This window comes from Methylorubrum subtropicum (assembly GCF_038442325.1).
In the GTDB taxonomy this organism is placed as follows: Bacteria; Pseudomonadota; Alphaproteobacteria; order Rhizobiales; family Beijerinckiaceae; genus Methylobacterium; species Methylobacterium subtropicum.
Map to the genome: position 1 here is coordinate 224549 of NZ_JBBXMW010000003.1, position 25226 is coordinate 249774.

25 protein-coding genes are annotated in these 25226 nt (G+C 70.1%); 12 read left to right on the plus strand and 13 right to left on the minus strand.

All coding sequences use genetic code 11. The annotated features are described in order from the left end of the window. Window positions 1–11: 11 nt before the first annotated feature. The 3 genes from AAHG03_RS05970 to AAHG03_RS05980 all read right to left on the minus strand — a co-directional run bounded on the left by AAHG03_RS05970 (window position 12) and on the right by AAHG03_RS05980 (window position 3412). A complete protein-coding gene (locus AAHG03_RS05970; protein ID WP_342149464.1) occupies window positions 12–2015 on the minus strand; it encodes an acetyl/propionyl/methylcrotonyl-CoA carboxylase subunit alpha in 2004 nt (667 codons plus the stop codon). A gap of 136 nt (window positions 2016–2151) precedes the next feature. Continuing rightward, window positions 2152–2595, minus strand: a complete 444-nt coding sequence (locus AAHG03_RS05975; protein WP_342149465.1) for a hypothetical protein — start codon at window positions 2593–2595, stop codon at window positions 2152–2154. Between the two features lie 172 nt (window positions 2596–2767). Further along, window positions 2768–3412, minus strand: coding sequence for a L,D-transpeptidase (locus tag AAHG03_RS05980; protein WP_342149466.1), 645 nt, complete (start codon window positions 3410–3412; stop codon window positions 2768–2770). Between the two features lie 179 nt (window positions 3413–3591). Here AAHG03_RS05980 and AAHG03_RS05985 point away from each other — a divergent pair, with 179 nt between their 5' ends. Continuing rightward, a complete protein-coding gene (locus AAHG03_RS05985; RefSeq protein WP_342149762.1) occupies window positions 3592–4521 on the plus strand; it encodes a histone deacetylase family protein in 930 nt (309 codons plus the stop codon). A 56-nt stretch (window positions 4522–4577) separates the two neighbouring features. Here the strand turns inward: AAHG03_RS05985 and AAHG03_RS05990 are convergent, their stop codons facing one another. The 5 genes from AAHG03_RS05990 to AAHG03_RS06010 form a co-directional block, all read right to left on the minus strand. Beyond that, on the minus strand, window positions 4578–4808 hold the full coding sequence (locus tag AAHG03_RS05990) for a zinc ribbon domain-containing protein (RefSeq protein ID WP_342149467.1): 231 nt from the start codon (window positions 4806–4808) through the stop codon (window positions 4578–4580). 334 nt (window positions 4809–5142) lie between these two features. Next, entirely contained in the window at window positions 5143–6219 is a 1077-nt protein-coding gene (gene ribB / locus AAHG03_RS05995; protein ID WP_342149468.1) for a 3,4-dihydroxy-2-butanone-4-phosphate synthase, read from the minus strand. Window positions 6220–6245: 26 nt separating this feature from the next. Further along, complete coding sequence (gene aroC, locus AAHG03_RS06000; RefSeq protein WP_342149470.1) at window positions 6246–7346, minus strand: chorismate synthase; 1101 nt, start codon at window positions 7344–7346, stop codon at window positions 6246–6248. Window positions 7347–7393: 47 nt separating this feature from the next. Further along, window positions 7394–7993 (minus strand): DUF3578 domain-containing protein, encoded by a 600-nt coding sequence (locus AAHG03_RS06005; RefSeq protein WP_342149472.1) that lies wholly within the window; start codon window positions 7991–7993, stop codon window positions 7394–7396. Continuing rightward, window positions 7990–9123 carry an anhydro-N-acetylmuramic acid kinase gene (locus tag AAHG03_RS06010; protein ID WP_342149473.1) on the minus strand — a complete coding sequence of 378 codons (1134 nt, stop codon included), beginning with the start codon at window positions 9121–9123 and terminating at the stop codon, window positions 7990–7992. The genes AAHG03_RS06005 and AAHG03_RS06010 overlap by 4 nt, the downstream gene beginning before the upstream one ends. A 110-nt stretch (window positions 9124–9233) precedes the next feature. Here AAHG03_RS06010 and tyrS point away from each other — a divergent pair, with 110 nt between their 5' ends. Beyond that, a complete protein-coding gene (gene tyrS, locus AAHG03_RS06015) occupies window positions 9234–10505 on the plus strand; it encodes a tyrosine--tRNA ligase (protein ID WP_342149475.1) in 1272 nt (423 codons plus the stop codon). 8 nt (window positions 10506–10513) lie between these two features. On the opposite strand, the gene AAHG03_RS06020 is transcribed toward tyrS, so the two are convergent. Then, window positions 10514–11443, minus strand: a complete 930-nt coding sequence (locus AAHG03_RS06020) for an AEC family transporter (protein WP_342149476.1) — start codon at window positions 11441–11443, stop codon at window positions 10514–10516. A gap of 19 nt (window positions 11444–11462) precedes the next feature. After that, a complete protein-coding gene (locus tag AAHG03_RS06025; protein ID WP_342149477.1) occupies window positions 11463–12500 on the minus strand; it encodes a polyprenyl synthetase family protein in 1038 nt (345 codons plus the stop codon). 352 nt (window positions 12501–12852) lie between these two features. On the opposite strand from AAHG03_RS06025, the gene AAHG03_RS06030 reads away from it, so the two are divergent. Both AAHG03_RS06030 and AAHG03_RS06035 read left to right on the plus strand, forming a co-directional pair. Then, on the plus strand, window positions 12853–13086 hold the full coding sequence (locus AAHG03_RS06030) for a putative signal transducing protein (RefSeq protein ID WP_342149479.1): 234 nt from the start codon (window positions 12853–12855) through the stop codon (window positions 13084–13086). Further along, on the plus strand, window positions 13070–13816 hold the full coding sequence (locus AAHG03_RS06035) for a tRNA1(Val) (adenine(37)-N6)-methyltransferase (RefSeq protein ID WP_342149480.1): 747 nt from the start codon (window positions 13070–13072) through the stop codon (window positions 13814–13816). The genes AAHG03_RS06030 and AAHG03_RS06035 overlap by 17 nt, the downstream gene beginning before the upstream one ends. Window positions 13817–13856: 40 nt before the next feature. Here AAHG03_RS06035 and AAHG03_RS06040 read toward each other — a convergent pair whose 3' ends face one another. After that, entirely contained in the window at window positions 13857–14195 is a 339-nt protein-coding gene (locus AAHG03_RS06040; protein WP_342149482.1) for a hypothetical protein, read from the minus strand. A gap of 327 nt (window positions 14196–14522) precedes the next feature. On the opposite strand from AAHG03_RS06040, the gene AAHG03_RS06045 reads away from it, so the two are divergent. The 3 genes from AAHG03_RS06045 (at window position 14523) to AAHG03_RS06055 (ending at window position 16495) form a co-directional block, all read left to right on the plus strand. Continuing rightward, window positions 14523–15383 carry a S49 family peptidase gene (locus AAHG03_RS06045; protein WP_342149484.1) on the plus strand — a complete coding sequence of 287 codons (861 nt, stop codon included), beginning with the start codon at window positions 14523–14525 and terminating at the stop codon, window positions 15381–15383. 76 nt (window positions 15384–15459) lie between these two features. After that, window positions 15460–15924, plus strand: coding sequence for a nuclear transport factor 2 family protein (locus tag AAHG03_RS06050; RefSeq protein ID WP_342149485.1), 465 nt, complete (start codon window positions 15460–15462; stop codon window positions 15922–15924). A gap of 1 nt (window position 15925) precedes the next feature. Beyond that, the gene (locus AAHG03_RS06055) at window positions 15926–16495 is read left to right on the plus strand and encodes a TetR/AcrR family transcriptional regulator (protein ID WP_342149487.1); all 570 of its coding nucleotides are present in this window, start codon (window positions 15926–15928) and stop codon (window positions 16493–16495) included. A gap of 168 nt (window positions 16496–16663) precedes the next feature. Here the strand turns inward: AAHG03_RS06055 and AAHG03_RS06060 are convergent, their stop codons facing one another. Then, window positions 16664–16897: a hypothetical protein gene (locus AAHG03_RS06060; protein ID WP_342149488.1), complete on the minus strand. Its 234-nt coding sequence runs from the start codon at window positions 16895–16897 to the stop codon at window positions 16664–16666. A 230-nt stretch (window positions 16898–17127) separates the two neighbouring features. Between AAHG03_RS06060 and AAHG03_RS06065 the strand changes: the two genes are divergently transcribed. From AAHG03_RS06065 to AAHG03_RS06080, 4 genes are all read left to right on the plus strand, one after another. Then, window positions 17128–18060: a glycine--tRNA ligase subunit alpha gene (locus AAHG03_RS06065; protein WP_342149489.1), complete on the plus strand. Its 933-nt coding sequence runs from the start codon at window positions 17128–17130 to the stop codon at window positions 18058–18060. 86 nt (window positions 18061–18146) lie between these two features. Next, the gene (locus tag AAHG03_RS06070) at window positions 18147–20027 is read left to right on the plus strand and encodes a PhoX family protein (RefSeq protein WP_342149491.1); all 1881 of its coding nucleotides are present in this window, start codon (window positions 18147–18149) and stop codon (window positions 20025–20027) included. 190 nt (window positions 20028–20217) lie between these two features. Beyond that, complete coding sequence (gene glyS, locus AAHG03_RS06075) at window positions 20218–22452, plus strand: glycine--tRNA ligase subunit beta (RefSeq protein WP_342149492.1); 2235 nt, start codon at window positions 20218–20220, stop codon at window positions 22450–22452. Between the two features lie 336 nt (window positions 22453–22788). Next, window positions 22789–23925, plus strand: coding sequence for a helix-turn-helix transcriptional regulator (locus AAHG03_RS06080; RefSeq protein ID WP_342149494.1), 1137 nt, complete (start codon window positions 22789–22791; stop codon window positions 23923–23925). A gap of 285 nt (window positions 23926–24210) precedes the next feature. On the opposite strand, the gene AAHG03_RS06085 is transcribed toward AAHG03_RS06080, so the two are convergent. Continuing rightward, window positions 24211–24462 carry a hypothetical protein gene (locus tag AAHG03_RS06085; protein WP_342149495.1) on the minus strand — a complete coding sequence of 84 codons (252 nt, stop codon included), beginning with the start codon at window positions 24460–24462 and terminating at the stop codon, window positions 24211–24213. A gap of 128 nt (window positions 24463–24590) precedes the next feature. Here AAHG03_RS06085 and AAHG03_RS06090 point away from each other — a divergent pair, with 128 nt between their 5' ends. After that, window positions 24591–25178 carry a phospholipase A2 family protein gene (locus tag AAHG03_RS06090; RefSeq protein ID WP_342149497.1) on the plus strand — a complete coding sequence of 196 codons (588 nt, stop codon included), beginning with the start codon at window positions 24591–24593 and terminating at the stop codon, window positions 25176–25178. Window positions 25179–25226: the final 48 nt, after the last annotated feature.

Here is a 25226-nt window from a genome sequence, read left to right on the forward strand (position 1 = left end):
GCGGGGCCCGCTCACTCGAACTCCATGATCACGGCATCGACCGCGAGGCTGTCGCCTTCCTTGGCGGCGATCTTGGAGACCTTGCCGTCGCGCTCGGCGCGCAGGACGTTCTCCATCTTCATCGCCTCGACGATGGCGAGCGCCTCACCGTTCTTCACCTCCTGGCCCTCGCTGACCATGATCTGCTTCACGAGGCCGGGCATCGGGCAGAGCAGCTGCTTGCCCGAGTTGGCGTCCTCCTTGACCGGCATCAGGTCGGCGAGTTCGGCCTCGCGGCGGGTGTAGACGCGGGCGTCGGCCGCCGCGCCCTGGTGCTGCAGGAACACGCCGTTGAGCACCGGGCGCACTTGGATCGCGACCTTGTCCTCGCCGACCGTGCCGGACCAGACCGGCTCGCCGGGGCGCCACTCGCTGCGCACCGGCACCACCGCGCCGTCCTCGACCGTCACGAGCAGGTCGTTGCCGACGGTGTCCACGGTGACGGCGAAGCGCTGGCCGGAGAGCACCACCACGCGCTCGCGCTGGAACACGAGCAGGCTCGGGTCGCGCATCTGGCCGGAGATGCCGCGCTTGCGCGTGTTGAGCTTGTGGTCGATCGCCGCCGCGACCGCCGCCATCCGCAGGGCGACCCGGCCTTCGGGCTCGGGCGCGGAGAAGCCTTCCGGGAACTCCTCCTTGATGAAGCCGGTCGAGAGCGCGCCCTCGCGCCAGCGCGGATGCGCCATCAGGGTGGCGAGGAACGGGATGTTGTGGCGGATGCCGTCGATGGCGAAGGCGTCGAGCGCCTGGGCCTGCGATTCGATCGCGGCGAGGCGCGTCGGGGCCCAGGTGACGAGCTTGGCGATCATCGGATCGTAGTGGATCGCGATCTCGCCGCCCTCCTCCACGCCGGTGTCGTTGCGGACGATCGCCGCGCCGAACTGGCCCTCCTCCGGCGGCAGGTAGGTGGTGAGCCGGCCGATCGAGGGCAGGAAGTTGCGGGTCGGGTCCTCGGCGTAGACGCGGCTCTCCACCGCCCAGCCGTTGAGCTTCACGTCCGACTGCTCCAGCGGCAGCTTCTCGCCGGCGGCGACCCGGATCATCAGCTCGACGAGGTCGAGCCCGGTGATCATCTCGGTGACCGGGTGCTCCACCTGCAGGCGGGTGTTCATTTCGAGGAAGTAGAACGACTTGTCCTGACCCGCGACGAACTCGACCGTGCCGGCGGAATCGTAGTTCACGGCCTTGGCCAGCGCGACCGCCTGCTCGCCCATCTTGCGGCGGGTCTCCTCGTCGAGGAGCGGCGACGGGGCCTCTTCGATGACCTTCTGGTTGCGGCGCTGGATCGAGCACTCGCGCTCGCCGAGATAGATCACGTTGCCGTGCTTGTCGCCGATCACCTGGATTTCGATGTGGCGCGGATCGGTGATGAACTTTTCCACGAACACGCGGTCGTCGCCGAAGGAGGACGAGGCCTCGGACTTCGCGCGCTCGAACCCTTCCTTCACCTCACCGGCCGATTCGGCGATGCGCATGCCCTTGCCGCCGCCGCCCGCCGACGCCTTGATCATCACCGGATAGCCGATCTCGTCGGCGATCTGCACGGCGTGTTCGGGCGATTCGATGATGCCGAGGAAGCCCGGCACCGTCGAGACCTTGGCCTCGGCCGCGGCCTTCTTCGATTCGATCTTGTCGCCCATGGCGGCGATGGCGCCCGGATTGGGGCCGATGAAGACGATGCCGTGCTCGGCGAGCGCCTTCGGGAAGGCCTCGCGCTCGGACAGGAAGCCGTAGCCCGGATGCACGGCCTGGGCGCCGGTCTGCTTGCAGGCCTCGATGATCTTCTCGATGACGAGGTAGGACTGCGCGGCAGGCGCCGGGCCGATATGCACGGCCTCGTCGGCCATCGCCACGTGGACGGCGTCGCGGTCGGCGTCCGAGTAGACCGCCACCGTCTTGATGCCCATCCGCCGGGCGGTCTTGATGACGCGGCAGGCGATCTCGCCCCGGTTGGCAATCAGGATTTTCTCGAACATCGCTGTCGCTTCTTCTTGGGGGCCCGTTCCGGCTCACCCCTCCCGAAGGCGAGCGGAATTTATCCCGATAAAGCAGTTGCGCGATGAGCGGAAGCTGTGCCGTCCACCCCATAGGGCCAAGTCGGCAGTGTATTCATCATGCAGCGAGCGGCAGGGTGCCGGTGCGGGTGCCGACGGGCTGGCGGTTCCAGCTCTTGGCCTTGAGCGCGAAGGCGATCAGGGCCTCGTCGCTGACGGTCGCCTCGCGCACGATCTCCATGGCGATGCGGGCGCCGGTCGGGGTCGGGCCCTTGCGGCCGGCGAGCGACGCGGAGAGCCACGCGGCGGTCTCAGGGGTGATGCGGCCGGTCGGGCGCTCGCCGTAGACGGCGAAGTCGACGACCGAGACGGTGAGGAGGGCGGAAAAGCCCTCGTGCTGGTCGGCCACGGCGCGGTCGAGGGCGAGCAGCAGGTCGGCCTCGTGGCGGCCCATGATCCCGTCGGCGAGGATGTCGCGGGAGAGTTCGGCGACGTCCGCCGCATCGATCCGGCCCGCCTCGACGATCCGGTCGCAGAACAGCTGAAGAGCAGTGTTGGTCATGATCCGATGCCTCCCCGGCCAGTTGTCGCCGGTGTTCGTCCCTGTGTGAGATGAACTTACGGGAGGGCTTTCCCAGAAGAAGTTAACGGCCGAATCTGAAGGCGTGTTCAGGTAAACGGCTGCTCACGAATGAGCCTTTCGGGAATCTTGCTGTATTGCGGTCAGACTTCGTTCACCGAACCACGACCTTGGTCCCGACGGGGACGCGGTCGTAGAGGTCGATCACGTCCTCGTTGAGCATGCGGATGCAGCCCGACGACACCGCCTGCCCGATCAGCTCCGGCTCGTTGGTGCCGTGGATGCGAAACAGCGTGTCCTTCCGGTTTTGCGCGAGATAGAGCGCGCGGGCGCCGATCGGGCTCAGGGGACCGCCCTCCATCCGCGGCGGCAGGTCGGGCCGGCGGCCGATCATCTCCGGCGGCGGGTTCCAGTCCGGCCATTCAAGCTTGCGGTCGATCTCCGCCCGGCCGGTCCAGGACGCACCGGCCTTTCCGACCGAGACGGGGTAGCGCAACGCCTTGCCGCCGGGCTGGACGAGGTAGAGGTGTCGCTCGCCCGCATCGACGATCACGGTGCCGACCGGCTCCTTGGTGGCGAAATCGACGGTGGTGCGGGCATGGGCCGGGTCGCGCTTGGCCTGGGGCGCGAGCTTCAACCACGCGGCGTCCCGCTCCGGGCCGGGCGGCAGCGCCGGAATCGCCGGGGTGGCCTCCGCCGGCGGCAGGGCGGCGAGCTGAGTCGGCGGCATCGGCTGCGCCGTCTGGCCGTTGCAGCCGGCGAGCCCGATGAGGAGGAAAACAAGCGGCGCGCGGCGCATGGCGAGGGCAGTCGGTCGGTCCCGCGGGACGGGTTGACGAAGTCTTGCCAAGCTTAAATCCCGCCATGGTGGCGGCAGCGTGTCGTCGCGGGGCCGTGATCGCATTTGCCCGGCCTGTTGCGGCGCGGCTACAAGGGGCGCAGGGCGACCGCTGAACGACGCGCCCGGGAGGACACGTCCTGAGCACTCTCTACGTCACCCATCCGAGCGCGCTCGAACATGCGACCCCGCCCGGCCATCCCGAGCGCCCCGCCCGCATGCAGGCGGTGGAGCGGGCCCTGGAAGACGAGCGCTTCTCCGCCCTGGTGCGGGCGCACGCACCGAAATCCGATCCCTCGGTGGCCGAACTCGTCCATCCGGCGGCCTTCGTCGCCGAACTGGTCGAGGCCTCGCCGAAGGAGGGGCTGCTCCAGATCGATTCCGACACGCTGATGTCGCCGGGCTCGCTCAACACCTGCCTGCACGCCATCGGCGGCTCGGTCCACGCGGTCGATGCGGTGATGAAGGGCGAGTGCGCCAACGCCTTCGTCGCCATGCGCCCGCCGGGCCATCACGCGGAGATTTCCCGCGCCATGGGCTTCTGCCTGTTCAACCACGCCGCCATCGCGGTGCGTCACGCGCAGAAGAATCTGGGAGCGGCGCGGGTGGCGCTGGTCGATTGGGACGTCCACCACGGCAACGGCTCGCAGGACATCTTCTGGTCGGACCGGGACGTGATGTACGCGTCCACGCATCAGATGCCGCTGTTTCCCGGCTCCGGCTCGGCGAGCGAGCGGGGCGACCACGACACCATCGTCAACGTGCCGCTGCGCGCCTTCGACGACGGTGCGGTGTTCCGCGAGGTGTTCGAGAAGCGCATCCTGCCCCGGCTCGACGCGTTCAAGCCGGACCTCATCGTGATCTCGGCGGGCTTCGACGCGCACAAACTCGATCCGCTCGCCAACGTCCAGCTCGAAGAGGCGGATTTCGGCTGGGCGACGCGCCGCCTGATGGAACTCGCTGACCGCCACGCGGGCGGGCGCATCGTCTCGATCCTGGAGGGCGGCTACAGCCTCGACGGCCTCGCCCGCTCGGTCGCGGCGCATATGGACGCGTTGATGGGGCGCTGATTTTCTTTGGGTATTGAGGATGTCCGGCGTTTCCCGCCGGACATCCCGCCGCGCGGTTATCGTCCGGCGAGGATCAGGGTGATCAGCACCGCCGCCACGCTGACGAACATGACGCTGCCGAGCACCAGCCCGGCCAGCGCGTTGGCGGAGATGTAGGTTCCGGCGACGCGCCCGAGGACCGAGACGGCGCCGTGCCGCTCATGCGCCCCCGGATGACCGCAGGACGGGCAAGCGACCGCCCGCTCCGAGACGCGGTGATCGCAGGCAGGACAGGGGACAAGGACCATGCGGTGCTCCCTTCCAGTAGGGGCGGCGATGGCGCCGCCATACTGGACCTGGGAACGGCCGCGCTTGGCTGCAAGGGGCACCGATTTCCAAGTGAACACCGCGTGCGGTGCGCACCCCCTCGCCCCGCACGCGGGGAGAGGGCTTCGATGACCTTGTCGTCATCGAAGCGAGGCGGCAGCCGGGGGTGAGGGGGCGGTTCAGGATGAGCCTCAGCCGGAGGCGCCCCCTCACCGCCGCTGCGGCTTCGCCTCCGCTTCCTGTAGGGACGACGAGGTCCCTACAGGCCTCTCCCCGCGTGCGGGGAGAGGGGGATGCAGCGGCAACCGCAGCTCGCTACCCCTCCAACGGCTCCTCGCCGACCAGCTCGATCCCGAACCCCGACAACCCGACATAGGCGCGCGACGAGGACGAGAGGTTGCGGATCGAGACGACGCCGAGGTCGCGCAGGATCTGCGCGCCCAGGCCCACCTCGCGCCACTGGCGCACGCGCTGCGCCTCGGCGCCCTCCTCGACGTAGCGGCTGAGCGGCACGCCCGCGGTGCCGTCGCGGAGATAGACGAGGACGCCCCGGCCCTCACTGGCGAAGCGGCGCATCACGTGGCCGATCTGGCGCCCGCCCTCCATCACGTCGGCGACGACGTTGGAGCGGTGCAGGCGCACCAGCATGTTGCGGCCGTCGCCGATATTGCCGTGGACGAAGGCGAATTGCTGGATCGGCTCGAACGGAGTGACGTAGGCGTAGCCGGTCACCGGGCCGAACTCGGTCTTGACCGGGAAGGTGCCGACCCGCTCGACCAACCGGTCGCGGGCCTGCCGGTAGGCGATCAGGTCGGCGACCGAGACGCGCTTGAGGCTGTGACGCTCGGAGAACTCATCGATCTGCGGCCCCTTCATCACGGTACCGTCGTCGTTGGCGAGTTCGCAGATCACGCCCACCGGCGGAAGGTTCGCGAGCTTGCACAGATCGACCGCGGCCTCCGTATGGCCCGAGCGCATCAGCACGCCGCCGTCGCGGGCGATCAGCGGGAAGACGTGGCCGGGGCGCACGAAATCGCCCGCGCCCATGTTGCCGTTCGCGAGCGCGCGGACCGTGTTGCAGCGCTGCTCCGCCGAGATGCCGGTGGTGAGCCCGTGACGCACGTCGACCGTCACCGTGAAGGCGGTGCCGAGCGGGGCGTCGTTCGAGGCCACCATCGGGTCGAGATGCAGGCGGCGCGCCTCGGCCAGCGTGATCGGCGCGCAGACGATGCCGCAGGTGTTGCGGATGATGAACGCCATCTTCTCCGGCGTGCAGAGCGAGGCGGCGACGACGAGGTCGCCCTCGTTCTCGCGGTCGTCGTCGTCGGTGACGACCACGATCTCGCCGCGGGCGAAGGCCTCGATGGCCTCGGTGACGCTGCAATGGGGCACGGGTGTCGTTCCAGTGTTTTCGGGTGTCAGGCGCGGTCGCCGACCTGCCCGCGATGGCGCAGAAAGTGGTCCGCCAGCACGCAGGCCATCATCGCCTCGGCGACGGGCACGGCGCGGATGCCGACGCAGGGGTCGTGGCGGCCCTTGGTGATCAGGTCGAGTTCCTGGCCCTGGCGATTCACGCTTTGCCGGGGCGTCAGGATCGAGGAGGTCGGCTTCACGGCGAACCGCACCACGACCGGCTCGCCGGACGAGATGCCGCCTAAGATGCCGCCGGCATGGTTGGCGAGGAAGCGCGGGCGCCCGTCGTTGCCGGCGCGCATCTCGTCGGCGTTGTCCTCGCCGCGGAGCGCCGCCGAGGCGAAGCCGTCGCCGATCTCGACGCCCTTGACCGCATTGATCGACATCATCGCGGCGGCGAGATCCGCATCGAGCTTGCCGTAGATCGGCGCGCCGAGGCCGGGGGGCACGCCCTCGGCCACCACCTCGATCACCGCGCCCACCGACGAGCCGTCCTTTCGGATGCCGTCGAGGTAGGTCTCGTAGAGGCTCGCCGTCTGCGGGTCGGGGCAGAAGAACGGGTTTTTTGCGACCTCGTCCCAGTCCCAGCGCGAGCGGTCGATCGCGTGCGGGCCCATCTGGACGAGGGCTGCGCGGATGGTGATGCCGGGGACAACCTTGCGGGCGATGGCACCGGCCGCGACCCGCGCGGCGGTCTCGCGTGCGGACGACCGGCCGCCGCCGCGATAATCGCGAAAACCGTACTTGGCGTCGTAAGTGTAGTCGGCGTGGCCGGGCCGGTAGCTGTCGCGGATGTCCGAATAATCCTTCGAGCGCTGGTCGGTGTTCTCGATCATCAGCGCGATCGGCGTGCCGGTGGTGAGCTGACGCCCCCCTGTGCGGTCGTCACCGAACACGCCCGAAAGGATCTTGACCTGATCCGGCTCGCGCCGCTGCGTGGTGAAGCGCGACTGGCCGGGCTTGCGCCGGTCCAACTCGGCCTGGATGTCCTCCGCCTCCAGCGGCAATCCGGGCGGGCAGCCGTCCACCACGCAGCCGAGGGCGACGCCGTGGCTCTCGCCGAAGGTCGTGACGCGAAAGAGATGGCCGAAGCTGTTGTGGGACATGGCGCTGCGTGCCTTAGCGCGGGATGCCGCGAAGGGCCAGCCGGGGCCTATCCTCCGGCCGCAAGCCCGCCCCGCGCCTTCAGCGCGCGATAGGCCGCGACGCCGTGTCCGAGGTCGTTCCACAGCCGCCGCTCGTCGACGAGGTCGGCGAGCGTGTAGGTCAGGCCCATGATGTGGGCGGCCTCGTAGCCCTCGGGCAGCTCGCCCGCGGTGCCGAGGGTGATCTCCGCCACCGGCAGAGTTTCCGAAAAATCCGACAGGCGTGCCCGCAAACCCGCGCCGCTCGCGCGCAGATGGGCCCCCGCCCGCGGCCCGTGCTCGCGGATCGCCGCCACGGTGCCCTGCGCCAGCGACAGGTGCACCGCCTCGCGATGGGTCGGAAACAGGTAGACGAGGTAGTAGCCCCGCGTCGCGCTGGTAGTCACCGCGGGGTCGAACGCCGCGAGCCAGGGGACGGCGGCCCAGCGGGTGCCGCGGCCGGGGCTGCCCTTGACGAGGAAGGCGCCGCCGAGCGGGACCAGCGCCGCGCGCAGTTCGTCCGCCGCGCCTTTCCGGATCACGTGGGCGAGCGGGTGGCCGGCCGGCGGGTCCGTTTTCGCGAGCGGGTATTCCTTAATGATGCGGCGGAGGGCGTGACCGAGGCTCACGGCTCATGCAGCACGCCGCCGGGCGCCGGGGCGGCGACGCCGCTGGTGCTCGGGAAGGTGAGCGGCAGGCCCTCGACCGAGCGGAGCGCCAGATAGGCGAAGGCCTGCGCCTCCAAAAAATCGGCGGACCAGCCGAGGTCGTCGGCGTTCACGATCTCGGCGTCGAGCAGGCTTTGCAGCATCGCCATCAGGGTCCGGTTCCGTGCGCCGCCGCCGGCGACGATCCAGCGGGTCGGGCGCGCGGCGGTGTGGTCGAGGCTCGCCCGGATCGCGCGGGCGGCGAAGGCGGTCAGCGTCGCGGCGCCGTCGGCAGTGCCGAGATGGCCGGCGAGCCGGTGCGAGAACCATTGACGGTCGAGCGATTTCGGCGGCGTTTTTTTGAAATATGGATGTTGGAGCAGCCATGCCACCAGCGCTTCGTCCACTCGGCCCTGCGCAGCGCGGGCGCCGTCGCGGTCGAAGGCCACGCCCTCGCGCTCCGTCATCCAGTCGTTGACCGGGGCGTTGCCGGGGCCGGTGTCGAAGGCGACGAGGCCGCCCGCGGCATCGATCAGCGTCACGTTGGCGACGCCGCCGATGTTGAGGACCGCGAGCGGACCCGCATAGCCCGCGGCCTCGGCGAGCGCCCGGTGGAACACCGGCACCAGCGGGGCCCCCTGCCCGCCCCGCGCCACGTCCTCGGCGCGCAGATCGGCCACCACCGGGATGCGGAGGCGCCGGGCCAGCGCCGCGCCGTCGCCGATCTGCAGCGTCAGCCCCTCCCGCGGACGGTGCATCACGGTCTGGCCGTGGAAGCCGACGACCGCTATGTCGGCCGGCGTCAGGCCGTTCTCGGCGAGAAACGCTTCGACCGCCTCGGCATGGGCGTGCGTCAGAAAAGCTTCGGCCTCGGGCAGGCAGCCGGGGCGGTCGGTGCGGGTCTTCACGGATTCGGCGTCGCGCAAGGCGCGGGTCAACAGCGCCCGCTCATCGTCGGAATAGCCGCGATAGCCCGTGGGGCCGAGGGCGGCGACGCGCGCGTTGCCGCTGCGGGTCACGCGGATCGCCGTGCCGTCGCTCTCGATCAGGGCGACGTCGATCCCGTCGAGAGACGTGCCGCTCATCAGGCCGATCGCGCGCCGCATCGTCATGTGGGCTTGTCCCGTCGCGTTTCGCGGCCCGCCCTGCTAAGAGCCGCCCCGTCCGCCCGAGCTAGCACGGGCCCCGCGCGCCTGTCGCGCCGCGCCACCCTGAGACCGCCATGACCGCCGAGAGCTTCGCGCCGCAATCCGACTTCCTGAAGGTGCTGACCGAGCGCGGCTACATCCATCAGGCCTCCGACATCGAGGGCATCGACGCGGCGGCCCGCGAGGGGCGGCTGACCACCTATGTCGGCTACGATTGCACCGCGGCCTCGCTCCATGTCGGGCACCTGCTCTCGATCATGATGCTGCACTGGCTCCAGGCGACCGGCGGCCGGCCGATCGCGCTGATGGGCGGCGGCACCACCCGCGTCGGCGATCCGTCCGGCCGCGACGAGACCCGCAAGATCCTCACGCTGGAGCAGATCGAGGAGAACAAGAACGGCATCCGCAAAACCTTCGACCGGTTCCTACGCTTCGGCGAGGGCGAGGCCGACGCGATCATGGTCGACAACGCCGAGTGGCTGACCAAGCTCAACTACATCGAGATGCTGCGCGACGTCGGGCGCCACTTCTCGGTCAACCGCATGATGTCGATGGACAGCGTGCGGCTGCGGCTGGAGCGCGACCAGGAGCTGTCGTTCCTCGAGTTCAACTACATGATCCTCCAGTCCTACGACTTCGCCGAGCTGAACCGCCGCTACGGCTGCCGGATGCAGATGGGCGGCTCGGACCAGTGGGGCAACATCGTCAACGGCATCGATCTCGGCCGCCGCATGGGCACGCCGCAGCTCTACGGGCTGACCTGCCCGCTGCTGACGACCGCATCCGGGGGCAAGATGGGCAAGACCGCCGCGGGCGCCGTCTGGCTCGATGCCGGGATGCTGAGCCCGTACGATTACTGGCAGTTCTGGCGCAACACCGAGGACGCCGATGTCGGCCGCTTCCTCAAGCTGTTCACGCTGCTGCCGATGGACGAGATCGCGCGCCTCGCCGCGCTCCAGGGCGCCGAGATCAACGAGGCCAAGACGGTGCTGGCCACCGAGGCGACCCGGCTGATGCACGGCGACGCGGCGGCGCAGGCCGCCGCCGAGACCGCGCGAAAGACCTTCGTGGAGGGCACGCTGGCCGATTCGCTGCCGACCGTCACGGTGCCGCGCGCCGTGCTGGAAGCGGGCTTGGGCGTACTCACCGCCTTCGGGCCGGACTACGCCAAGCTCGTGCCCTCGACGAGCGAGGCGCGCCGCCAGATCAAGGGCGGGGGCCTGCGCGTCAACGACGTGCAGCTCACCGACGAGAAGGCGACGTTGGGCCTGAACGACGCGACGGCGGACGGGGTGATCAAGCTCTCGTTCGGCCGCAAGAAGCACGTGCTGCTGCGGCCGGAGTAGGCTCCTCGTCAGAGCGGGATCACGAGGGCGAGACCGCTCAGCACCAGCGGGATCGCGGCGAGCGCGAGCAGCGTCTGCGCCGCGATGATCCCGGCCATCAGGGGCGCGTCGCCGCCGAGCTGGCGCGCCATGATGTAGGACGAGGAGGCCGTCGGCAGCACTTGGAACACCAGCGCGACGGTCAGCGCCGGGCCGCTCAGGCCGACGATCCCGGCGCTCGCCACCGTGGCGGCGGGCATCGCCAGGAACTTGATCGCGCTGGCCCCGACGATCGCCCCGGTCCGAGCCCGCACCGCGCCGAATTCGAGCGCCGCGCCGATGCAGAGCAGGCCCAAGGGGAGCGAGGCGGCGCCGAGCGTGCGGAGCGCCGGCTCCAGCCCCGGCGGCAGGTGCAGCCCGAGCATCCGGAAGCCGATGCCGGCGAGCGAGGAGACGACGAGCGGGTTGGTCGCGATCTGTCGGGCGATGCCGAGGCCGGACAAAGGCGCCGAGCCGTGCCGGGCGAACACCACGACGCAGAGGATGTTGACGGTCGGCACGATCGCCGCGTTGCAAATGGCGGCGAGCGCGATGCCCTTGGCCCCGAACAATCCCGCCGCCAGCGTGACGCCGACATAGTTGTTGAAGCGTACCGCGCCCTGGAACACCGAGGTGAAGGCCGGGCCGTCGATCCGCATCAGGGGCCGCGCCGCGACGACGAGGCCCGAGACCGTGCCGGTCGCCAGGATCAGCGTCAGGGCGAGTTCGGCCACGGGGAGCGCGTCGAGCTGCGCCGTGGCGAGGCCGTGGAAGAACAGGCTCGGCAGGAGGACGAAATAGGCGAGCCGCTCGGCCCCCGGCCAGAACGCGCCGTCGAGGAAGCCGCCGCGCCGCAGCCCCAGGCCCAGCGCGATCAAGAGGACGACCGGCAGCAGCGCCAGGGTCACAGCGCCGGTCATGGCGGTGACTTACAAAAAATCAGTGCGCGCGGGCGATGCAGAAATCGACAGCCTGGAGCAGCGCCGCCTTCACCGGGCCGTCGGCAAAGACGTCGAGCGACGCGCGGGCGGCGTCGCCGTAATGGCGGGCGCGCTCCATCGTGTCTTCCAGCGTGCGGTGGCGGCGCAGGATCGCCAGCGCCTGTTCGAGGTCGCCCTCTTCCAGCTCCTCGCGCTCCAGGGTGCGGCGCCAGAACACGCGCTCCTCGTCCGAGGCGCGGCGGAGCGCCAGCACGATCGGCAGGGTGATCTTGCCCTCGCGGAAATCGTCGCCGACGTTCTTGCCGAGCGCGGCGCTGGTGCCGCCGTAATCCAGCACGTCGTCGATGAGCTGGAAGGCGATGCCGAGGTTCATCCCGTAGGCGCGGCAGGCGGCCTGCTCGGCTTCCGGCCGTCCGGCCAGCACCGGGCCGACCTCGCAGGCGGCGGCGAACAGTTCCGCGGTCTTGCCGCGGATCACCGCGAGGTATTCCTCTTCCGAGGTCTCGGTGTTCTTGGCGGCGGTGAGCTGCATCACCTCGCCCTCGGCGATCACGGTGGCGGCGGCCGACAGGATGTCGAGGGCACGCAGGCTCCCGACCTCGACCATCATGCGGAAGGCCTGTCCCAGCAGGAAGTCGCCGACGAGCACGCTCGCCTCGTTGCCCCACTTGATGCGGGCGGCGACGCGGCCGCGGCGCATGTCGCTCTCGTCCACCACGTCGTCGTGCAGGAGGGTCGCGGTGTGCATGAACTCGACCGCGGCGGCGAGCTTCACCGCGCCGTCGCCGCCCGCGTAGCCGGTGAGGTCGGCGCAGGCGAGCGTCAGGATCGGCCGCAGGCGCTTGCCGCCCGAGGCGATCAGGTGGTTGGCGACCTCGGGAATCATCGCGACGTCCGAGCCGGTGCGCGACAGGATCGTGGTGTTGACCCGCTCCATCCCGCCCGCGACGAGGCGGACGAGGTCGTCGAGGCTCGCCTCCGGTTCGGTGCGGCCCGAATCCGTGCGACCATTGTCCAGCGGTACGACGACGCCCAAGCGCGGAGCCTCCGGATGGCGTGCCGGCGCGGCGCCGGCCCTCTTTCCCCGTCGCGCCCCTGTCGCATGGGCCCGCCTGCGCTGCAACACATCCGGGCCGATGGCTCGGGATGTGTTGCAGCGCAGGCGGGCCCGGTTTTTTGCCTGGCCTCAAGCGCCGGCGGCCGCATCCGCGGTCTTAGGCTATCGCTCCGCTAGACGCCTCTGCGTGGCCGAGGCCGCTACGCGGGGCGCTCTTCGCGCCCGGCCAGACGGTGCTGCCGCACGCTCAAGTCGATGCACGCTCTCGCTTTTGAGTGCGATGCTGTAGGGAATGCGGCAGAGCCTTCGGCGCTTACGCAGGTGCGGCAACGTGACGGAACTGATCCGCAGCAACGACATCGTCCTGATCGGCTTCGCCCGCTCGCTCCTGGAGGACGCGCGGATTCCGCTGCTCGTCGCCGACGAGCACATGAGCGCGCTGGAGGGCTCGATCGGCGCCTTCGGCCGGCGCCTGCTGGTGCCGGACGACCACGCGCCCCAGGCCCGGCGCATCCTGACGGATGCGGGCCTCGCCTCCGAACTGCGCGATGATCCCCGCGGCTGAGCCCGACCGCTTTCTCGGCGGCGCCCTGCTGCTGCATCAGCCGCCCCGCGGGGCGCATCGCGCCGGCACCGATGCGGTGCTGCTCGCCCGTTGGCTCGCGCCAGAGCCGGGGGAGACGGCCTACGATCTCGGCGCTGCGACCGGCGCGGTCGGCCTCGCGGTCGCGCATCTGGCGCCGGAATGCCGCGCGGTGCTGGTGGAGCGCGACCCGGCGCTGGCCGCGCTGGCGCGGGCGAATGCCGTGGCCAACGGTCTCGATGGGCGGGTGTCGGTCATCGAGGCCGACCTGCTCGCCCCCGGCACGGCCCGCCGCGCCGCTGGGCTGGTGCCGAACAGCGCCGACCTCGTGCTGACGAACCCCCCCTTCTTCGAGGGCCCGGGCCACCGCCCCTCCCCCGATGCCGGCCGCGCCGGCGCCCACGCCTTTCCGACGACGGGCGGGCTCGATGCGTGGCTACGGGCCTGCGCCGACCTCGCCCGGCCGGGCGGGCGGATCGGGCTGATCCACCGGGCCGACGCCTTGCCGGCCTGCCTCGACGCGCTCCGGGGCCGCTTCGGCGACTGCGCCGTGCGCCCCGTCCATGCGCGGGCGGACCGCCCGGCGATCCGTGTGCTGATCGCGGGACGTAAGGGGAGCCGCGCCCCGTTCCGCCTACTGCCGCCGCTGGTGCTTCAGGATGCCGATGGGCGCTTCACGCCCGAGGCCGCGGCCCTGCACGGACAGACATGAGAAAGGGGCGCCCGGACGGGCACCCCTCGAACTGTACGGTTCAGTAGAACCGGCGGTGCCAGTAATGGCGACGGTGCCAGTGATGGCGGCGATGCCAGTACGGCCGCGGGCGGAAGTAGTACGGGCGATAGTAGCGCCGCGGGCGCCAATAGTGCCGGCGATAGTAGTGCCGCGGGCGGTAGTAGACCGGGCGGTAGTAATAGCGCGGGCGCCAGTGGCGGCGGTAGCCGTAGTAGTAGACCTTGGCGACGAGCGGCGCCTCGGCGGTTTGGGCGGCCATCGGCGCCACGGGCAGCGGCGCGGCGTTCGCCGTGGCGTTCAGCCCGGCCAGCCCGCCGAGCATCCCGAAGGCCAGGATGAACAGGCGTAGGATACGCATGGAGACGGTTCCCTCCGTTCCGTCCGGATGGTGCGGACGCGCGCGGACGGATTCGCGGCCCGGCCGCATTCGGACGATCGTTCGGAAACGGCGCTCATGAACGTCGAATGGCCGAGTTTGGTTCTGGCGTTTTCGATTTCGTGATCGACTCAGAGCATCGACCCGAAAGGTGGGAACCGGCTTTCGGAAAAAGCCGATGCGGCACAAGGATCTAGATCACTTCCCTGGATACGATATCCAGGGAAGTGATCGGGCCGGAACCGGGCCGATGGATCGCGCTCCGCCCTGCTGTTATCGAGGCATCCCCGTCATCCGCCGAGCCTCCTCATGCCGTTTCGCCTGCCCGAAAAGTTGCGCTTCCTCCTGCCGCGCCGCTTCCGCAAGGCGAACCCGCGGGTCGCGGTGGTGCGGCTGAGCGGGGTGATCGGCGCGGTCTCGCCGATCCGGCCCGGCCTCTCCATCGGCACGGTGGCGCCGAGCCTGGAACGGGCCTTCGCCATGCCGGGGCTCGCGGCGGTGGCGCTGGTGGTCAACTCGCCCGGCGGCTCGCCGGTGCAGTCGCACCTGATCTTCAAGCGCATCCGGGCGCTGGCCGAGGAGAAGGGGCTCAAGGTCTTCGCCTTCGTCGAGGATGCGGCGGCGTCGGGCGGCTACATGATCGCCTGCGCGGCCGACGAGATCGTCGCCGACCCGGCCTCCATCGTCGGCTCCATCGGCGTCGTCTCGGCGGGCTTCGGCTTCGACCGGCTGATCGAGCGCATCGGCATCGAGCGCCGCGTCCATACGCAGGGCGAGGCCAAGGCGATGCTCGACCCGTTCCGCCCCGAGAACCCCGACGACGTCGCCCGCCTCAAGGAACTCCAGGCCGACGTGCAGGACCTGTTCACCGGCCTCGTGCGCGCCCGCCGGCCGGGGCTCGATGCGGAACAGAACCTGTTCACCGGCGCGGTCTGGACCGGCCGGAAGGCGGTGGCGCTCGGCCTCGCCGATGCGGTCGGCGACCTGCGCGGCACCTTGCGGGAGCGCTACGGCGAGAAGGTCGAGCTGCATCTGGTGCCGGAGACCCGCGGCTCGTGGCTCGCCCGCCTGCTGCGCCGCTCGACGCCGGGGCAGACCGCCGCCTCGCTCTCCGAGGGCGCGCTGGCGGCGATCGAGGAGCGGGCCGCTTGGGCGCGGCTGGGTTTGTAAACAGCTGCCGCTTGTCGAATCGCGCGCTCTTCTGTACCGATCGGTACACTGTTGACCGATCGGTACGGAGCCCCCTATGTCACGCCCGCCACTGCCCCCCTTCACCGCCGAGACCGCCGCGCAGAAGGCGCGCATGGCCGAGGATGCCTGGAACAGCCGCGATCCCCAGAAGGTCGCCCTCGCCTACACCCCCGACAGCGTGTGGCGGAACCGAGCCGAGTTCATCCGGGGTCGCGAGGACATCGCCGCCTTCCTCACCCGCAAGTGGGCGTGCGAACTCGATTACCGCCTGATCAAGGAGGTGTGGGCGCACGAGGGCAACCGGATCGCCGTGCGCTTCGCCTACGAGTGGCGCGACGACAGCGGCCAATGGTTCCGCTCCTACGGCAACGAGAACTGGGAGTTCGACGAGGCCGGGCTGATGGCCCGCCGCATCGCCTCGATCAACGACCTGCCGATCACTGAGTCCGACCGCAAGTATCACTGGCCGCTCGGCCGCCGGCCGGACGACCATCCGTCGCTGAGCGATCTCGGCCTGTAGCGTGGCCCGCAGCGTCGCCCAGCGGGACGACCTCCTGCCCGTGCTCGCCGAGACGTTTCGCGAGCACGGCTACGAGGGCGCGAGCCTGTCGCTGATCGCGACGGCGACGGGGCTCGGCAAGGGCAGCCTCTACCACTTCTTCCCCGGCGGAAAGGCCGAGATGGTCGAGGCGGTGCTGGCCGAGATCGAGGCGTGGTTCGAGGGCAACGTCTTCGCGCCGCTGCGGCAGGCCGACGACCCGGAAGCGGCGATTGCCGCAATGTTTACGACCGTGACCGACTATTTCCGCTCGGGCCGGCGCGTCTGCCTCGTCGGCGCGCTGAGCCTGAGCGACGCCCGCGACCGGTTCGGTCAGGCGTTGCGGCGCTACTTCGCCCTGTGGGTCGAGGCGCTGACCGCGGCGCTCACCCGCGCCGGCCATCCGCCGGAGGGTGCGACGGCGCTCGCTGAGGACATTGTCGGCGGCATCCAGGGGGCGGTGGTGCTGGCCCGCGCGCTGGACCGACCCGAGACGTTTGAGCGGATTCTTGGGTGTCTGCGGGCGCGAAGCCAGGTGGCGTCGAGCGCCTGACGCGGGGCGGTTCGCCCGGCAATTCCCACCCACTCCCCTCATCCTGAGGTGCTGCGCAGCAGCCTCGAAGGAGGGCTCCAGAAGTCGCGCGATCCGCTGGAGCCCTCCTTCGAGGACGCTTCGCGGCACCTCAGGATGAGGGCGAGAGGGGGATCGCCGACCGAGCGTTCAGCGGCAGACGGCCGGCGCCGTGCCGTAGCCGCTATAGACCACGCGCACCTTGCGGACGCAGGTCTCGGCCGGCGCCGCGACCGGGGCGACCTCGACCGGCCTGACCGCCACCTTGGTCTCGACGGTGTCGGTGCCGTCGGAGGTGGCGCGCGCGGCGGCGCCCATCACGATCGGCGTGGCCGCCAGCGAGGCGGCGACGAGGGCGGCGAAGACAGTCATTCCCTTGCGCATGATCTTCCGAGCCTGACTTGCGCTTGGCCCAGGGCCGAAGCGTGGCTGTTCCTTTGCCGTATTAACTTGGCGGCAACCTTTGCAGTTCCCGGTCTCGAAGGTTTGGCGAAGAAAAGATGTGCCGGGCGGCACCAGGGTGGCGCGCACGCCCCTTCCACCTTCGCTTGACACCCCGCCCCCCGCTCGTAAACGAGCCGGCAACCCCGTCTCCGCCTCGGACCCCCCAAAAGATGAGCGACGCCGATCTCTCGCCCACCCGCTCGTTCCAGGGCCTGATCCTGACGCTCCAGCGGTTCTGGGCGGCGCAGGGCTGCGTGATCCTGCAGCCCTACGACATGGAGGTCGGCGCCGGCACGTTCCATCCGGCCACCACCCTGCGGGCGCTCGGGCCCAAGCCGTGGAAGGCCGCCTACGTCCAGCCCTCGCGCCGGCCCAAGGACGGGCGCTACGGCGAGAACCCCAACCGGCTCCAGCACTATTACCAGTTCCAGGTGATCCTGAAGCCGAACCCGCCGAACCTCCAGGAACTCTACCTCGCCTCGCTCGACGCGATCGGCGTCGATCTGAAGCTCCACGACATCCGTTTCGTCGAAGACGATTGGGAGAGCCCGACGCTCGGCGCCTGGGGCCTCGGCTGGGAATGCTGGTGCGACGGCATGGAGGTGAGCCAGTTCACCTACTTCCAGCAGGTCGCGGGCTTCGAGTGCGCGCCGGTGGCGGGCGAGCTGACCTACGGGCTGGAGCGTCTGGCCATGTACGTCCAGGGCGTCGAGAACGTCTACGACCTCAACTTCAACGGGGCCGAGGGCGACGCCAAGGTCACCTACGGCGACGTGTTCCTCCAGGCCGAGCAGGAATACTCGCGCCACAATTTCGAGGCCGCCGACACGGCGATGCTGTTTCGCCAGTTCACCGACGCGGAAAAGGCCTGCCGCACTTACCTCGAGGCCGGCGCCCCGACGGACGAGACCGGCCGCCACCGCATGGCCCAGCCGGCCTACGACCAGTGCATCAAGGCGAGCCACGTCTTCAACCTGCTCGACGCCCGCGGCGTCATCTCGGTGACCGAGCGGCAGAGCTACATCCTGAGGGTGCGCGAACTCGCCAAGGCCTGCGGCGCGGCGTGGCTGAAGACCGAGAGCGGCGGCGCGGCGGCGGCGTGACGCTTGGGCGCGGGCGCCGTCATCGAAGCGACATGCGAGGGGAATAGCGCCAAAACCTCGACCGACGCTTTCGCGACGAGCCCGCGATGTCCGACACCCCCTCCCCCGATCTCGACGCCCTCATCGCGGTGCGCCTCTCCCGGCGCGGCCTGATCCGCGGCGCGGGCGCCGCAGCCCTCGCCGCCGGCCTCGGCCCCATGCCGGCCTTGGCCGCCGAGCCCTCCGCCTTCGACTTCCCCGAACTGGCGGCAAGCGTCGACCCGCATCTCCACGTGGCCGAGGGCTACGAGGCGCAGGTGCTGCTGCGCTGGGGCGACCCGCTGTTTCCCGGCGTGCCGGCCTTCGACCCGACAGTGCAGACCCCGGCGGCGCAGGAGAAGCGCTTCGGCTACAACAACGACTTCGTCGGCTTCATCCCGCTCGACGGTGAGCCGGACCGCGGCCTGCTCGTGGTCAACCACGAATACACCAACGCCGAGCTGATGTTTCCCGGCCTCGGCGTCTCCGACCGCAAGGGCGTGATCGCCGCCTTGTCGGAAGAGCAGGTCGCCGTCGAGATGGCGGCCCATGGCGGCTCCGTCGTGGAGATTCTTCAAGAGAACGGCCGCTGGGCCCCGGTGATCGGTTCGAAATACACCCGCCGCATCACCACGCACACGCCGATGACGCTCACCGGCCCCGCCGCCGGCCATCCCCGGATGGCGACCAATGCCGATCCCGAGGGGCGGCGGGTCGAGGGGATGATCAACAACTGTTCCGGCGGGGTGACGCCCTGGGGGACGTGGCTCTCGGGCGAGGAGAACATCCACTACTATTTCCAGGGAAAGCTCCCGGAGGGCCACGCCGAGGCGGTCAACGCCAAGGGGATGGGGATGGGCACGCCGCAATACGGCTGGGGCCGGTTCCACGAGCGGTTCGACCTGTCGAAAACCCCCAACGAGCCCAACCGCTTCGGCTGGGTGGTCGAGATCGACCCGTTCGATCCGGGCTCGGTGCCGAAGAAGCGCACGGCGCTCGGCCGGTTCAAGCACGAGGGTGCGGCGGGGGTGACGGCGGGCGACGGGCGCTACGTCGTCTATCTCGGCGACGACGAGCGGTTCCAGCACGTCTACCGCTTCGTCAGCGCGGGGCGCGTCGGGGCGACGCGCACGGACAACGCGAATCTCCTCGATTCCGGAACGCTCAGCGTCGCCCGTTTCGAGGCCGACGGCACCGGCCGCTGGCTTCCCCTGACCCACGGCCAGAGCGGGCTCGACGCGGCGAACGGTTTTGCCTCCCAGGCCGACGTCCTGATCGAGACCCGCCGCGCGGCCAAGCTCCTGGGCGGCACCCCGATGGATCGCCCGGAGGACATCGAGGCCAACCCCAAGACCGGCCGCGTCTACGTGATGCTGACCAACAACACCAAGCGCACGGCCGAACAGGTCGATGCCGCCAACCCGCGCGCCGCCAACGCCTTCGGCCACGTCATCGAGATCGCGCCGGACGGCGCCGACCACACCGCGGAGACGTTTCGCTGGGAGGTTCTGGTGCGCTGCGGCGATCCGTCGAGACCGGAGGTCAAGGCGACGTTCTCGCCGCTGACCTCGTCGGACGGCTGGTTCGGCATGCCGGACAACTGCGCCTTCGATTCGAGCGGCCGGCTCTGGATCGCCACCGACGGCAACAACCGCCGCGCCACCGGCCGGGCGGACGGCATCTGGGCGGTGGAGACGGAAGGGCCCCGCCGGGGCACCTCGCGGCACTTCCTGCAGGTGCCGGTCGGCGCCGAGATGTGCGGCCCCTGCTTCACCCCGGACGACCGCACCTTCTTCGTCGCCGTCCAGCATCCGGGCGAGCCCGACGAGGAGGGGGGGCTGGGCAGTTACGAAAAACCCTCGACCCGCTGGCCGGACTTTTCCCCCGACATGCCGCCGCGGCCGTCCGTGGTGGCGGTGACGCGGAAAGGCGGCGGGCGGATCGGCTGATTCTCATCTCTCCACCGTCATTCCGGGGCGCTGATAAGCGAACCCGGAATCCACCCGTGATGCGACGCCTTGCAACCCGCTGAGGCCAGTCGTGGATTCCGGGTTCCGCTTCGCGGCCCCGGAATGACGGTGGTCGGTTCCAAACACTCCCGTCTCGACGCGGCCCGAGCGGGCCGCTATTCCCGCGCGCATGCCTGACCTTCTCCTCGAACTCCTCTCCGAAGAAATCCCCGCGCGCATGCAGCGGCGTGCGGCCGAGGATCTGAGGAAGCTCGTCACCGATGCGCTGGTGGAGCGCGGCTTCCTCTACGAGGGCGCCAAGGCCTTCGCCACGCCCCGGCGCCTCGCGCTGCACGTCGCCGGCCTGCCCGCCCGCGGCGAGGCGGTGCGGGAGGAGCGGCGGGGCCCCCGCGTCGGCGCGCCGGACGCCGCGGTTCAGGGCTTCCTGAAGGGGGCCGGGCTCACCAGCCTCGATCAGGCGACCACGATCACCGATCCGAAGAAGGGCGAGTTCTACCTCGCGGTGATCGAGCGGCCCGGCCGCGAGACGCTGGACGTGCTGGCCGAGATCCTGCCCGGCATCGTAAAAAGTTTTCCGTGGCCGAAATCGATGCGCTGGGGCGCGGCCTCCGCCCAACCCGGATCTTTACGCTGGGTGCGTCCGCTGCAATCGATCGTCGCCACCTTCGGGCCCGAGACCGAGAACCCGGAAGTCGTGCCGTTCTCGGTCGACGGCATCGCGGCGGGCACCACGACGCGGGGCCACCGCTTCCTGGCGCCCGAGCCGTTCGAGGTGCGCCGCTTCGACGATTACGTCCAGGCCCTGGAACGCGCCCACGTCATCCTCGATGCGGACCGGCGCAAGGACATCATCCTGCACGACGCCCGCGACCTCGCCTTCGCCCGCGGCCTCGACCTCGTAGAGGATGACGGCCTGCTCGAAGAGGTGGCCGGGCTCGTGGAGTGGCCGGTGGTGCTGATGGGCTCGTTCGACGAGCGTTTTTTGGAGATTCCGGCGGAAGCCATCCGGGCGACGATCCGGGCCAACCAAAAGTGTTTCGTGCTGCGCAAGAGTGGCTCGGACGAACTGGCCCCGGCCTTCCTGCTGGTCTCGAACCTCGTCGCCTCGGACGGCGGCGCGGCCATCACCGCGGGCAACGAGCGCGTGGTGCGCGCCCGGCTCTCGGACGCAAAATTCTTCTGGGAGACCGACAAGGCAACGAAGTTGGAAGATCGGCTGCCGAAGCTCGACACCATCGTCTTCCACGAAAAGCTCGGCACGCAGGGCGAGCGGATCGCCCGCATCGCGGCGCTCGCCAAAGAGATCGCCCCGCTGGTCGGCGCCGAGCCGGCGCTCGCCGAACAAGCTGCTAAGCTCGCTAAAGCTGACCTTGTCACCGAGATGGTCGGTGAGTTTCCCGAGCTGCAAGGCCTGATGGGGCGTAAGTACGCGTCGCTCCAAGGTAAGCCCGAGAGCGTCGCCGCGGCCATTGAGGAGCATTACAAGCCGGTCGGCCCCTCCGACCGGGTGCCGACTGATCCAGTCTCGATCGCGGTGGCGCTCGCCGACAAGCTCGACACGCTGGTGGGTTTTTGGGCGATCGACGAGAAGCCGACGGGGAGCAAGGACCCGTTTGCGCTGCGGCGGGCGGCGTTGGGGGTGATCCGGCTGATTATTGAAAACAGCATCAAGCTCCGCGTTGGGGATCTGCTCTGGAATAATTACGCGCAGAGATCAGATGATCTGGCCGAAAGGCAGGCCGCTGAGATTTTAGGTCGATCTGGCGGCAATGCTGCGCATTTTATAGATAATATCAATGCTATCAAGGATAGAATTGAGGTCGCGACTGCCAGAAACTCAGTCGATGATTTCGTTAGAATTTTCACTAGCGAAGGAAAGTTGCTGTCGTTTTTTGCCGACCGCCTCAAGGTCTACCTCCGCGACCAAGGTGCCCGCCACGACCTGATCGACGCCGTCTTCGCCCTCCCCGGCCAGGACGATCTTTTGCTGGTTGTCCGCCGGGTCGAGGCGCTGGGCGCGTTCCTCGGCACCGATGACGGAAAAAACCTGCTGGCGGGCTACAAGCGCGCGGCCAACATCCTGCGCATCGAGGAGAAGAAGGACGGCCGCGCCTACGACGCCGCCCCCGACGCCGCCCGCGCGGCGTCCGGCCAGCCCGAGGAGCGGGCGCTGGCCGAGGCGCTGGACGCCGCCCGGGCCGAGGCGTCGGCTGCTGTCGCGGCGGAGGACTTTTCGGGTGCGATGCGGGCGCTGTCGCGGCTGCGGGCGCCGGTGGATGCGTTCTTCGAGAAAGTCACGGTCAACGCCGACGACCCGGCTCTGCGCGAGAACCGCCTGCTCCTCCTCAATGCGCTGCGCGCCGCCACCCGCGAAGTCGCGGACTTTTCGCGCATCGAGGGGTGAGGCGCCGACTGGCCTCTCTCCCACCCTCCCCCTCATCCTGAGGTGCTCCGCGCAGCGGAGCCTCGAAGGAGGGCTCCAGAAAGCCCTGCGATCCCTGGAGCCCTCCTTCGAGGCTGCTCACGCAGCACCTCAGGATGAGGGGGTCGGGTGGGAGACGCGGCTCGACCGCGGCGCCCGTTTCTATCAATTGATAAGTCGCGATTGCAGTCCTCGACTCTATTCGCCGCACTCGACCCGAATCACGAAAAACCATCCACCGGACGTTGCGCTGCGGAAACAGACGCCACGCGCGAATCGTGCGACTCGGGTTCGGGTTGAACCGAGACGTGCCGACCCATGCCCCATTTCGACGCGCCCGCCCTGATCGATGCGTGCTACGCCGCTGCGCTCGATCCGGCCCTGTGGCCGGCGGCGCTCGACGGGATCGCGCGGGCGGTCGGGGGGCGGGGCGGGTTGATCGTCTCGCACGATCCGCGGCGGACCCCGCTGACGCTGCACTCTGAGAGCCTGGAAGCGGTCGACCGCGATTACGGCACCGGCGGCTGGTGGCGGTTCGATACGCGCATCGCGCGGGCCAACGCGCTCGGCCTCGCCGCCGGCTCGGTGGTCTGCGACGAGATGTATTTTCCGGCCGAGACGAAGCGGCACGATCCGTTCATCCAGGACTTCTTTGCCGGCCACGGCCTCGACAACCTCGCGGGCTGCCTCGACACCGATCCGATCGACGGCACCGGCCTGTCCTTCAGCGCCCCGCGGGACGCCGTGCGGGGGCCGTTCGAGGGGTTCGAACTCGACCGGATGCGGCTGCTGGGCCCGCACGCCACGCGGGCGTTCAAGCTGACGAGCATCCTGGGCGAGGGGCGGCGCGAGGCGGGCGACCTCGGCGCGGCGCTCGACCGGATGCGGGCCGGCATCGTCGCCCTCGACCGGGCCGGCTGCGTGCGCAGCGTCAACGCGGCGGCCGAGACGCTGGTGGCGGGCTATCTCGTCCTGCGCACCGGCCGCGTGCCGGAAGCGGCAGAGCCCGCCGACCGCGACCGGCTCGGGCGCTTTCTGGCCGAGTACCTACCCGGCCCCGGCGTGCCGCGAAAGACCTCGATCCTGCTGCGGCGCAAGGGCGGCGGGCGCCCGCTCTTCGTCGAGGCGCTGCCGCTGCCCGGCGGCGCCTCCGATTGCGCCTGGACCAGCACGTGGACCGGAAACGGCGTCAACGGCCTGATCCTGCTGGTGCGCGACCTTCTCGCCCCCTCCGCCCGCGCCGTCGAACCGCTGCTGGAGCCGCTGGGCCTCACCGCGGCGGAGGCCCGCGTCGCCGCCCTGGTCGGCCGCGGCGCGAGCCCGCGCGAGGCCGCCAGCACGCTCGCGGTCGGCGAGAGCACGGTGCGGACCCAGCTCAAGGCAATCTATTCGAAGCTCGGGATTCACCGGCAGAGCGAGCTGGCGGTGCTGGTGACGCGGTTGGATGGGGTGTGACGCGCTTTCCGATTGATCGCATCGGATTCAGCCGCGTGTCCCCTCTCCCCGCACGCGGGGAGAGGCCTGTCTGCACCTTGTCGTGCAGACAGGAAGCGGAGGCGGAGCCGGAGCGGCGGTGAGGGGGACTCGACGGAAAGAGCTACTTCCGAGCCGCCCCCTCACACCTCGGCTGCCGCCTCGCTTTGCAGACGACGGGGTCGGCAAAGCCCTCTCCCCGCACGCGGGGAGAGGGGATGCGCGGCTCGCCGATGCGCCTCGATGGGCGCGCTTAAGCGATGCGCCTCAGCCCTTCCGGCCCTGCTTGTAGCTCTGGATCGCGTTCTGGCAGCCGGGCGAGAGTTTGGCCATGTTCTTCTCGAAGCAGGCCTGGGTCTCCGGGCCGTCCTCGGGGGGCAGGCCGGCGCAGTGGGTGGTGAAGTCGCCCATGCATTGCTGCTGCAGCAAAGCCTTGTCGTCCGCCGACATCGGCCCGGCGAAAGCGGCCGAGGCGAGGCCGGTGAGGAGGGCGGCGGACAGCACGAGACGAACCGGCATGGGGGGCTCCGACGAACAGAGGAAAGAACCGTCCACAAAGTCGCGAGACCGGCAAAGCGTTGCATTATCGTAGGCCGGAACGGTGGGATGAAGCTTCGCGTTGAGGAGGCCGCCACCGGAGCCTCGCCGTGCGTCCCGCCCTCCTCTTCGCCCTCTCGCTCCTCGTGCTGCCGCAGGCGGCCCTCGCTCAGACCGCTCCGGCCCCGGCCGTCGTCGAGGAGGTGCCGGCGACCGAGGACGACACCCCGCCCGGCCCCCCGCCCCCGCTGCCCGACCTCGCCGACCCGAACGGGCGCGCCGGCTCGGCGCTCAACGAGCCGGACGAGCGCTCCGGCATCCCGAAATCCCTGCGGGCCTCCGGCGCGCGGTCGGGCGGGCCGGCCAACGAACTCAATCCGAGCGGGCGCACCGAGGCGCCCGCGCCGCCGAAGGGCGAACTCGGCAACGTGCTGACCGGGCGCGCGCTATTCCACGGCAATTATTGCGGCAAGGGCAACCGCGGCGCGGGCATCGCCCCCATCGACGCGCTCGATACCGCCTGCATGCATCACGACACTTGCTACGACACCGCCGGCTACAGCTCGTGTGCCTGCGACGCGACGCTCCGGCGCGAGGCCACCGCGGTGTCGGACGACCCCGCCGTCCCGCTGGAGACGCGCCGCCGCGCGCTCAGCGTGACCCAGGCCGCCGCCGCGATGGAGTGCCGCCAGCCCTGACGGGCCGTGGTTCGTCCCATCCGACCCCTCTCATCCTGATCCCACCCT

Coding starts and splice junctions, on each gene's coding strand:
- AAHG03_RS06035 (WP_342149480.1), top strand. CDS start 13,070: ATGATCCCCGCGGCTGAGCCCGACCGCTTTCTCGGCGGCGCCCTGCTG.
- AAHG03_RS06070 (WP_342149491.1), top strand. CDS start 18,147: ATGTCCGACACCCCCTCCCCCGATCTCGACGCCCTCATCGCGGTGCGC.
- glyS (WP_342149492.1), top strand. CDS start 20,218: ATGCCTGACCTTCTCCTCGAACTCCTCTCCGAAGAAATCCCCGCGCGC.
- AAHG03_RS05970 (WP_342149464.1), bottom strand. CDS start 2,015: ATGTTCGAGAAAATCCTGATTGCCAACCGGGGCGAGATCGCCTGCCGC.
- aroC (WP_342149470.1), bottom strand. CDS start 7,346: ATGTCCCACAACAGCTTCGGCCATCTCTTTCGCGTCACGACCTTCGGC.
- AAHG03_RS05975 (WP_342149465.1), bottom strand. CDS start 2,595: ATGACCAACACTGCTCTTCAGCTGTTCTGCGACCGGATCGTCGAGGCG.
- AAHG03_RS06020 (WP_342149476.1), bottom strand. CDS start 11,443: ATGACCGGCGCTGTGACCCTGGCGCTGCTGCCGGTCGTCCTCTTGATC.
- AAHG03_RS05980 (WP_342149466.1), bottom strand. CDS start 3,412: ATGCGCCGCGCGCCGCTTGTTTTCCTCCTCATCGGGCTCGCCGGCTGC.
- AAHG03_RS06065 (WP_342149489.1), top strand. CDS start 17,128: ATGAGCGACGCCGATCTCTCGCCCACCCGCTCGTTCCAGGGCCTGATC.
- AAHG03_RS06080 (WP_342149494.1), top strand. CDS start 22,789: ATGCCCCATTTCGACGCGCCCGCCCTGATCGATGCGTGCTACGCCGCT.
- AAHG03_RS06085 (WP_342149495.1), bottom strand. CDS start 24,462: ATGCCGGTTCGTCTCGTGCTGTCCGCCGCCCTCCTCACCGGCCTCGCC.
- AAHG03_RS06045 (WP_342149484.1), top strand. CDS start 14,523: ATGCCGTTTCGCCTGCCCGAAAAGTTGCGCTTCCTCCTGCCGCGCCGC.
- tyrS (WP_342149475.1), top strand. CDS start 9,234: ATGACCGCCGAGAGCTTCGCGCCGCAATCCGACTTCCTGAAGGTGCTG.
- AAHG03_RS06050 (WP_342149485.1), top strand. CDS start 15,460: ATGTCACGCCCGCCACTGCCCCCCTTCACCGCCGAGACCGCCGCGCAG.
- AAHG03_RS05990 (WP_342149467.1), bottom strand. CDS start 4,808: ATGGTCCTTGTCCCCTGTCCTGCCTGCGATCACCGCGTCTCGGAGCGG.
- AAHG03_RS06040 (WP_342149482.1), bottom strand. CDS start 14,195: ATGCGTATCCTACGCCTGTTCATCCTGGCCTTCGGGATGCTCGGCGGG.
- AAHG03_RS06010 (WP_342149473.1), bottom strand. CDS start 9,123: ATGACGATGCGGCGCGCGATCGGCCTGATGAGCGGCACGTCTCTCGAC.
- AAHG03_RS06060 (WP_342149488.1), bottom strand. CDS start 16,897: ATGCGCAAGGGAATGACTGTCTTCGCCGCCCTCGTCGCCGCCTCGCTG.